The 9436-nt window shown below is 60.6% G+C and carries 5 protein-coding genes; all 5 read right to left on the reverse strand.

Translation table 11 applies throughout. From position 1 onward, the window contains the following. Nucleotides 1-78 precede the first annotated feature (78 nt). Complete coding sequence (locus DCO47_RS22960) at nucleotides 79-1398, reverse strand: MFS transporter (protein ID WP_042607326.1); 1320 nt, start codon at nucleotides 1396-1398, stop codon at nucleotides 79-81. A 379-nt stretch (nucleotides 1399-1777) separates the two neighbouring features. Next, nucleotides 1778-3106 (reverse strand): sigma-54 dependent transcriptional regulator, encoded by a 1329-nt coding sequence (locus tag DCO47_RS22965; RefSeq protein ID WP_083353464.1) that lies wholly within the window; start codon nucleotides 3104-3106, stop codon nucleotides 1778-1780. Further along, complete coding sequence (locus DCO47_RS22970; RefSeq protein WP_116658985.1) at nucleotides 3106-4866, reverse strand: ATP-binding protein; 1761 nt, start codon at nucleotides 4864-4866, stop codon at nucleotides 3106-3108. Before DCO47_RS22970 ends, DCO47_RS22965 begins: the two co-directional genes overlap by 1 nt. Nucleotides 4867-4942: 76 nt before the next feature. Beyond that, nucleotides 4943-7615 carry an RHS repeat domain-containing protein gene (locus DCO47_RS22975; RefSeq protein ID WP_371919893.1) on the reverse strand — a complete coding sequence of 891 codons (2673 nt, stop codon included), beginning with the start codon at nucleotides 7613-7615 and terminating at the stop codon, nucleotides 4943-4945. Between the two features lie 77 nt (nucleotides 7616-7692). Continuing rightward, nucleotides 7693-9436, reverse strand: a 1744-nt coding sequence (locus DCO47_RS22980) for an RHS repeat-associated core domain-containing protein (RefSeq protein ID WP_133247423.1), incomplete at its 5' end; no start/stop codon positions are given.

Consider the following 9436-nt stretch of genomic DNA (forward strand, 5'->3'; position numbering starts at 1 on the left):
ATCAGTGATGGCGACTGATACACCGCTATCGCGAGCAGGCTCACTCCTACAGTGGATTTGTGTTGATCAAAAGCACGGTCAGTCAGTCACGATCCGCGAATGCTTCTGGGTGTCTTTCATGGTGATGTACACCAGCAGCGACACGGCAATGCACGCGGTGACGTACCAGTAGTAACCGGTTTCCATGCCGATGCTCTTGAACCACAGCGCGATGTATTCAGCGGTGCCGCCGAAGATCGATACGGTCAGTGCATACGGCAGGCCGACGCCCAGGGCGCGGATTTCAGTGGGGAACAATTCGGCTTTGACCACCGCGTTGATCGAGGTGTAGCCGCTGACGATGATCAGCGCCGCCATGATCAGGAAGAACGCGCCCCACCAGGTCTGGATGGTGTGCAGGGTCATCAGGATCGGCACGGTGAAGATCGTACCGAGCACGCCGAAGGCGATCAGGATCGGGCGCCGGCCGATCTTGTCCGACAGGCCACCGATGATCGGTTGCAGGCACATGAACAGGAACAGCGTGGCGGCGGAAATGGTGGTCGAGTCGGAGATGCTCATGCCGACCGTGTTCACCAGGTATTTCTGCATGTAAGTGGTGTAGGTGTAGAACGCCAGGGTACCGCCCATGGTCAGGCCGACCACGGTCAACAGCTCTTTGGGGTGGCGCATCAAGGTGCGCATGGCGCTTTCCCTGGACTTCTCTTTTTTGGTGAACGACTCGGTTTCTTCCATGCCGCGACGCAGGTACAGCGCCACTACCGCACACAGCGCGCCGATGGCGAACGGGATGCGCCAGCCCCACGCGTACAGCTGTTCGGTGGTCAGCATGTTTTGCAGCACGATCAGCACGCCGAGGGCGATGAGCTGGCCGGAGATCAGCGTTACGTACTGGAAGCTGGAGAAGAAGCCGCGACGTTCCTTGGTCGCCATCTCGGACAGATACGTCGCCGACGTGCCGTACTCGCCACCGACCGACAGGCCTTGCAGCAGGCGGGCGAACACCAGCAGGATCGGCGCGCCGATGCCGATGGTTTCATAGTTCGGGCTCAGGGCAATCAGCAGCGAGCCGAAGCACATCAGGTACACCGAGGCCATCAGCGCTTTCTTGCGTCCGACCTTGTCGGCGTACATGCCCATCAGCCAGCCACCGATCGGGCGCATCAGGAAGCCGACGGCGAAGATCGCTGCGGTGTTCATCAGTTGCGCGGTGGTGGAACCGGCGGGGAAGAAGGTCTTGGCGAAGTACAGGGAGAAGGCGGCATACACGTACCAGTCGTACCATTCGACCATGTTGCCGACAGAGCCGCTGAAGATCGATTTGATCCGGCTGGCGGTGGTTCTCGGTTTGGCCGGCACGGCAGCCGACCCGAGGGGCAGGGCGTTGGAGTTATCCATTGAAGGATCCTTCGTTTAATTGTTTTTGTGGAGCGCGTCGGAACGCAGCCTGCCGGGGCTATAGCAGGAGCTGTGCCAAGGGGCGGAGGGCCGGTTTAGAGGGGGTAGGGGGAATGGGTGAGCGGATTTGTGCCGACTGATTGGTTTGTGTGAGCGGATTTCCGCTTATTGCGGCGCAGATCAAAAGCCCCTCACCCTAACCCTCTCCCAGAGGGAGAGGGGACTGACCGAGGTGTTCTCGTGGGTCACATCGACCTGCAATATCGAGTCGAATACAGATTCGGGAAAGCATGGAGATCGGCTCCCTTCCCCCTCGCCCCCCTGGGGGAGAGGGCTGGGGTGAGGGGGAGGGATTTCAGCCACACCACAAATCTCTGCCTCACTCGGCCAAAAACATCTCCCGACTCAACCCATGGCGCTGCATCTTTTCATTGAACGTGCGGCGCGGCAGTTGCAGTTCTTCGAGCACGGCTTTCACATCGCCTTTGTGCCGGGTCAGCGCCGCGCGCAGGCATTGCGCTTCGAAGGCTTCCTGCTGCGCCGCCAGCGATTGCCCCGGATCGATTCCGGCGACCGGTTCATCCAGCCCCAACACCTGACGCTCGGCGACGTTGGCCAGTTCGCGGACGTTGCCCGGCCAGTCGTGGCTGAGCAGGTGACTCAGTTGGGCGCCGGTCAACGGTGGGAAGGTCCTGCCCAGACGCTGGGCGGCGTTCTGGGCAAAGGTTTCGAACAGCAACGGAATGTCTTCGCGGCGATCGCGCAGCGGCGGCAAGCGCAGTTCGGCGACGTTCAACCGGTAAGCCAGGTCTTCGCGAAAGCGTCCGGCGCGGGCCTCATCAAGCAGGTCCGGTTTGGTCGCCGCAACGATGCGCAAATCGACGCGAATGCTCTGATTTGAGCCCAGCCGTTCAAGCTTTTGCTCCTGCAACACCCGCAGCAATTTCACCTGTTGGGCCAGCGGCATGCTTTCGATCTCATCGAGAAACAGCGTGCCGCCATCGGCGTACTCCAGTTTGCCGATGCGCTTGCCCGAGGCGCCGGTGAACGCGCCGCTCTCATGGCCGAACAGTTCGGCCTCGAACAGTTGTTCCGGGATCGCCGCGCAGTTCAGCGCCACGAACGGTTTGTCGGCGCGCGGGCCGAAATCATGCAGGCAGCGCGCGACCAGTTCCTTGCCGCTGCCGGTTTCGCCACGGATCAGCACGTTGACCGGCAGCGCCGCCAGATCCAGCACCTGCCGACGCAACGTCTGCAAACCCCGGGACACGCCCAGCAACGTCGCATCCAGCTTCGCGCGGTTGTCGGCCAGTTCGTGCAGGGCGCGGTTTTCCAGGACCAGGCGGCGTTTGTCCAGCGCCCTGCGCAGACTGCCGAGCAGGGTTTCCGGGCTGAACGGTTTTTCCAGAAAGTCGTAGGCGCCGTCGCGCATGGCTTCAACCGCCATCGGCACGTCGCCGTGGCCGGTGAGCAGAATCACCGGCAGGTCTGCGTCGCGCTTCTGCGCCTCGGCGAGCAATTGCAAACCGTCCATGCCGGGCATGCGCACATCGCTGAGGATCACCCCGGGAAAATGCTCCGGCAGCGCGGCGAGGCATTCTTCGGCGCGGCTGAACAGCTGCACTTCGAAGCCCGACAGGCTCAGCCATTGTTCGACGGCGTCGCGAATGCTGCTTTCGTCGTCGACCACCATCACCGAATTGAGCATCAGATGTGTGCCTCCAGATCGATTGGCAAAGTAAGACTGAACACCGCGCCGTTGTCGGCATTCTCGGCGCTCAGACGGCCGCCGGATTCATGCACGATGGCGAAGGATACTGCCAGCCCCAGGCCCAGGCCGTCACCCACCGGTTTGGTGGTGAAGAACGGATCGAACACCTGGCCCAGATGCTCCTCGGCAATGCCGCCACCATTGTCGCTGACGCTCAGCCGCCACAATTGCTCGTCGGCCTCCAGACGGATTTGCAGACGCTTGCAGGCTTTGCCTTGCATGGCGTCCAGCGCATTGCGCAACAGGTTGATCAGCACCTGTTCGAGACGAATCGCATCACCGCGCACCCATGCCGGGCGTGTCAGATGCAGCACCAGGCTGACCTGCTCGTCGCGCAGCCGCGCATCGAGCAATTGCAGCGATTGATCGACCACGGTCGCCAGATCCAGACGCTCACGCAAACCGCTCGGACTTTTGCGGGCGAAAGTCTTGAGGTGGCCGGTGAGGGCGGCCATGCGCGTAAGCATGTCATCCACCGGTTTCAGCGCCTTGTACGCGTCATCCACGCGGCCATGTTCGAGCAGCAGGCGCAGGGTCGCCAGTTGCATGCGCTGAGCGGTCAGCGGTTGATTGATTTCATGGGCCAGCGCGGCGGACATCTGCCCCAGCGCGGCGAGCTTGGCCGACTGCACCAGACCTTCCTGAGCAGTGCGCAGGTCGCGGGTGCGCTCCTCGACCAGACGCTCGAGTTCTTCGCGATTGCGCTGGCGGACCTTGGCCAGCCGCCAGCGCTGGTTGAGAAACAGCAACAGGAACACCAGCGCCAGCCACACCCCGGCGGCGGCCAGCGCGGCGTTGCGCAAATCCTCGAAGGCCACTTGCGGGCGGCGCAGCAGGTGCAGGGTCCAGCCTTCGGTCGTCAGCGGCAGCGATTCCCACAGATAATCCGCCGTGCCCTGCGGGCCTTCGACCCGGCGCAGATCGCTGTTGTCATCGAAGCGCCGTAGCGGCAAATGGGTCAAAGGGACCAGCGATTGCTTGTCGTACTGGCGGGTGGTTTTGATCTCGGCCAGATCGCTGGCGCTCAACGGCCGCAAGGCGCGATAACGCCAGCCCGGCTGGTTGGCGATGAAGATGATCCCGCGCGCATCACTGACCAGCAGCGTGTCGCTGCCCTGGCTCCATTCGCGCTCCAGCTCGGGAAATTCCAGCTTGACCACCATCGCGCCAAGGAACTCGCCGTTGTCCCCGAGCACTGCGCTGGAGAGGAAATAACCGGGAATGCCGCTGGTCACACCCACCGCATAGAAACGCCCGGTGCCTTGGGTGCGGGTCTGGCTGAAGTAGGGGCGGAAGCCGTAATTGTGACCGACGTAACTGCTCGGCAAGCGCCAGTTACTGGCGGCCACGGCCAGGCCGGTGCGGTCGAGCAGTTCAAGGGTCGAGGACTGCGCCGCGCCGTTGATCTTTTCCAGCTTCAGATTCAGTGCGGTCTGCTGCGCCGCATCGACAGGGCCGGCCAGTGCCGAACGCAATTGCGGATCCAGCGCCAGCACGGCGGGCAGTGCGCGGTAGCGGTCGATCAGGGTGTGCAATGAGTTGGCGTAGAGCCCCAGTTGCTGGTTCGCGCGGGTGGCGTCTTCTTCCTGTGCCTGACGCTCGGCGTGGCGCATGGCGAGCGTCGCGGCCACGACAGTGCCGGCGATGATCAGCAGGGAATACAACGACAGACGCAGGGTACGGGAGGTCGGCAGCATGCTGGGCGCAGGAATAAGGACGGGCAGGCACCTTACCATGAGCACTGTTCAGGCCAGGAGCGGCGTCGTCACCTTTTCATACGGCAGTAAAAGTCGACGAATTGGAATGAAGCACGGTCCTCAGGTTTCGCAGCCTTCTTATTCGCTGTCCTGTATCGCGTTCAATGCGTTCAATGCGCTTGGAGGGGTCCGTACGACTTAGGGTCTTGACCGTTTCGATTAAATGTTTCGAGCGATACTGCAGCATATTGATCGTGTCGGTAATGTCGGCATCCAGTGCAGTCACCTCATCCTCGGTAAGATCATTTGCGCTGGTTACTATTTCATTGAAGAGATCGAGGGTGTCCGGAATCACCTTGATGGCCGGCCCGACGTAGGGGATCTTGCCAGCGGCTGCCAGGGCCAGTTCCTTGCCAGCCGCGATGCCGCCTTGCTGGATCTCTTGCCGTCCTTCGGGTGTGAGCGGGTTGTAACTGGCGATAGCTTTAAAGTTGATCACGGGCCCTTGTTCGCCCTGTGTTTCCTTTAACAGCCTGGGTCCTTTCAATCGATCCGTTTGCAAGCTGATGGAGGTGTTCAAACCGGTTTTTTTGCCGATCGCTTTCGTCGTTCTACTCACGGTTTTTCCGACGACGAAACCAAGAGCTCCGCCAATCAGCATTCCCAGAGGGCCGCCAGGGATTCCCATTGCTACCCCGGCTGCGCTCATGCCTATGCCAACCGCGTTGGACGCGCCCTTTTCCGCAAGAAAAAAACCTGTTCGTTTCGCGGTTGATACCCTGCTGTTGGTCTCGGAACGATGATTGAGTATCTGTGTGGTGACATCCCTGACAGCCAGATCGACGGCTGAAAGCAGCTCGCTATGGAAGGCCAGTTTCTTCTGCATCCGCTCTGTGGGAGTGTTTCCGGTAATAAATGCCAGAGCGCCTGTGCTTGACGGCTGGGCTTCTTCTGTTTTGTTGCCTGTCGTGTCGAAGTAAGTCATCGGATTGTTGCGCACGAACCCATACAGGTTCAGCCCATCCACATCCCCCGCCGGATCCGCACTGACCCAACGCTGCAACCATGGCGCGTAATAACGGGCGCCGTAGTAATACAAACCGCTCGCGTCCATCTCCTTGCCCGAATAGCGGATGAACTTGTAGGGAGCCTCGATCTCTGAAGGCGCGGTCATCCATGCCGTGGCGCCGAACGGGTAGTAACCTTCGGCGCTGATCAGTTGCGCCTGCTGACCGAGTTCCATCACGCAGGAGCCGAGGTGATCTTCCAGGCTGTAGCGCAGTTGATCGGTGGCGATGCCTTCGGGTTGTTTCGCTGCCCAATGCAGACAACGGGCATTACCGAGGGTGATGACGTGCAGCTCTTCGCCGTTGTCGCGGGTGCGGATTTCCAGCCCCGGCAAGTAGCGCACCTGATGAAAGTGCGCGGTGTTGGCCGCCAAGGTTTCGTGGCGCTTGAACACGCGCATGCCCTGGCTGTAGCGGTAATGCTCGGCATCATCGGGGCCGTCCGGGCGCTGGATCAGGGTCACGCTTTGCAGCTCGTCGCGGGCATTCCAGGTCAGCGGTTTGCAGGGGTGCATCGCGTTCAGGTTGCCGTGGAGATCGAACAGAACGTCGAACTCCGGTTCCGGATCGTCTGTTTTCCAGCGTACCCCGCGATTACTGTTCGGATCGATGCGCATTTGCCAGGTGTAATTGTTGCCCGCCCGTACATGGCACAGCTCGATCAGGTTGCCACCGTGATCGTACTGATAGGTCTGGGTGTAGTTGCGGCGATCGTTAGGGTCACCCGGTTGCGGCAGACCGGGGATGTCCGGCGGCGGGCCCGCATCGTGGCCGGTGGCGCTGATCAGCCGATAAAGCGAGTCATAGATGAAATCACGGTGGCCTTCGATCCGTTGGTTGGCGAAATATCGCGGCGCAAAAGCGTGGTCTTCGATGCGGGTGATGTTGCCGACGCGGTCGTAGAAGTACTCGAGGTTTTGCAGGACCCCACGGTCTTCGTGGTGGCTGGACTGGGTGTGCAAACGATTATCCGCCGGGTCATACGTCCACGTGCTGTGCACCCGATTCCCGGCCAGTTGTTCGATGATCTGGTCGTTGGCGTTGTACTGCGCGTCGATCAACACCGGTTGCCAGTCAGACGTGCCGCTGATCAGCAGTTGCGCGTCCTTGAGTTGCCCGGCCAGGCCGTAACATAAGCGTCGCCGGTGGCCGCCGGCGTCGGTCTGCTCCAGCAGTGCGCCGAGGGGGCTGAACACTTGGAGGCTGGTAAATGGCTCACCGTCGTGGAACGTGCGGGTTTCCCTCAGAGACGGGCCGGTCAGGGAAAAACTGTCGGTAAGCAGTGAGCCGGCACGATCCTTTTGTTCCAGCAACTGGCCGCGCTGATTGAGCCCCGCCTCGGCCGAGGCGTCGGCGTAGATGAAAACATCCACGTTGGGCCGACCATTTTCCTCGACGGCGACCACCCGCAGTTGCGCATCGAAGAGCGTCTGCCAATGGCTGCCGCGCTGGTCCCAGCGGCGCAAAGGCTCACCGGCGAGCCCGGGCAGGGTCAGGCGCCAGCCGGCGTCGACGCTGTCGGTTTTCAAGGGCTCGCCGTTCAGTGAATAGACGAGGGCAAGGTTGGGACGGGGGCTTGAGCCAAAAAGACGCGCATCCCATTTTTCAACCACCGCGCCTGTCGCATTGTAATACTGGCGAGCGACAAGCATTTGCACAGCAGGGTCACTGGGTTTGCGCAAACAGGCGATCTGTCTGACAGCCAGGCCTCTGCCATCCCAAGCGACTATGTCTGGTGTGCGAGTCAAGGCGCGAGCGTTCATAAGTGATTCGCTGCACTTTTTTTCTGCTGGTGTGCCGACACTCTCGGCAGCAACTCGGTGACACGGTTCAACTTGCCCAGCACAGCGGTCTCGACCTGTCCCAGGCGATAGCGGGTGCCTTGGGCCGTTGCAATGTGCTCTCGACCGAGACCTTCAAGCTCTGCCAATGCCTGGTCATACAGCTCCTTCCGGGCAGCGAGGTAATCGGCGGTCAATTCGATACTTTGTCCTACCAGGTCCAGATCGCGCTGCCCGAGCGAATTATTGAGTGCCTCCGTCACTTCGACACTGAGACGGAAAAAGGCCAGCCATTTTTCCAGATGAGTGCCTCCTGTGATGTCATCAGCGACTCCAATGGTTCCTGCTATCAGACTTTCCTTGTTACCGTCGGTGGTGCGGGGGTCATATTTTGAGAGAAAGGATTTGATTTTATTTTTCCCGTCCGTGGGTTTTGCTTCTTCAGCCAGACGACCGACATCGTAATCTGCGCTGTCGGGCAACAGTTTGTAGCCGTAAGGATTGTCTGCGCCTAGCTTGTCTATCCCTGCACCTGTCACGTCTGCGGCGATGGCTGCTGTGGCTATGCCGATACCCAACCCGGTGATCGGGTTGAACGTGGCAAATGTTCCGACGAATGTCCCTGCAGTAAGCGCCGTACCCGCAGTGAGGGCAGAGGCCAGAACGTTGAGCAGGGTCAAGGCTGCACGCTTCCCGCTGGAACGGTAGATATCCCTGGTGGAGTTCAAATGGCTGAGTTGATAGATCGATTTGTCCAGTTTGCCTGTAACAACAGCAAGCAGGTTTTCGTAGTCTGTCGCCACGGTCAGTAATTCAGAAGGTGTTCGCTGTTGCCCCTGAGCATCGAAGTACCGCAGCGGATTATTGCCAACGAATCCATACAGGTTCAGGCCATCCACATCCCCCGCCGGGTCGGCGCTGACCCAACGCTGCAACCATGGCGCGTAATAACGGGCGCCGTAGTAATACAAACCGCTGGCGTCCATCTCCTTGCCCGAATAGCGGATGAACTTGTAGGGGGCCTCGATCTCTGAGGGCGCGGTCATCCACGCCGTGGCGCCGAACGGGTAGTAACCTTCGGCGCTGATCAGTTGCGCCTGCTGACCGAGTTCCATCACGCAGGAGCCGAGGTGATCTTCCAGGCTGTAGCGCAGTTGATCGGTGGCGATGCCTTCGGGTTTTTTTGCTGCCCAATGCAGACAACGGGCGTTGCCGAGAGTGATGACGTGCAGCTCTTCGCCGTTGTCGCGGGTGCGGATTTCCAGCCCCGGCAAGTAGCGCACCTGATTAAAGTGTGCGGTGTTGGCCGCCAAGGTTTCGTGGCGCTTGAACACGCGCATGCCCTGGCTGTAGCGGTAATGTTCGGCATCATCGGGGCCGTCCGGGCGCTGGATCAGGGTCACGCTTTGCAGCTCGTCGCGGGCATTCCAGGTCAGCGGTTTGCAGGGGTTCATCGCGTTCAGGTTGCCGTGGCGATCAAACAGAACGTCGAACTCCGGTTCCGGCTCTTCTGTTTCCCAGCGTACCCCGCGATTACTGTTCGGATCGATGCGCATTTGCCGGGTGTAATGGTTGCCCGCCCGTACATGGCACAGTTCGATCAGGTTGCCACCGTGATCGTATTGATAGGTCTGGGTGTAGTTGCGGCGATCGTTAGGGTCACCCGGTTGCGGCAGACCGGGGATGTCCGGCGGCGGGCCCGCATCGTGGCCGGTGGCGCTG

Source organism: Pseudomonas sp. NDM (genome assembly GCF_003105095.1).
GTDB classification, from domain to species: domain Bacteria; phylum Pseudomonadota; class Gammaproteobacteria; order Pseudomonadales; family Pseudomonadaceae; genus Aquipseudomonas; species Aquipseudomonas moraviensis_A.

Bases quoted from the DNA above. Each gene is read 5' to 3' on its own strand.
- DCO47_RS22960 (WP_042607326.1), bottom strand. From the start codon at position 1,398: ATGGATAACTCCAACGCCCTGCCCCTCGGGTCGGCTGCCGTGCCGGCC.
- DCO47_RS22965 (WP_083353464.1), bottom strand. From the start codon at position 3,106: ATGCTCAATTCGGTGATGGTGGTCGACGACGAAAGCAGCATTCGCGAC.
- DCO47_RS22970 (WP_116658985.1), bottom strand. From the start codon at position 4,866: ATGCTGCCGACCTCCCGTACCCTGCGTCTGTCGTTGTATTCCCTGCTG.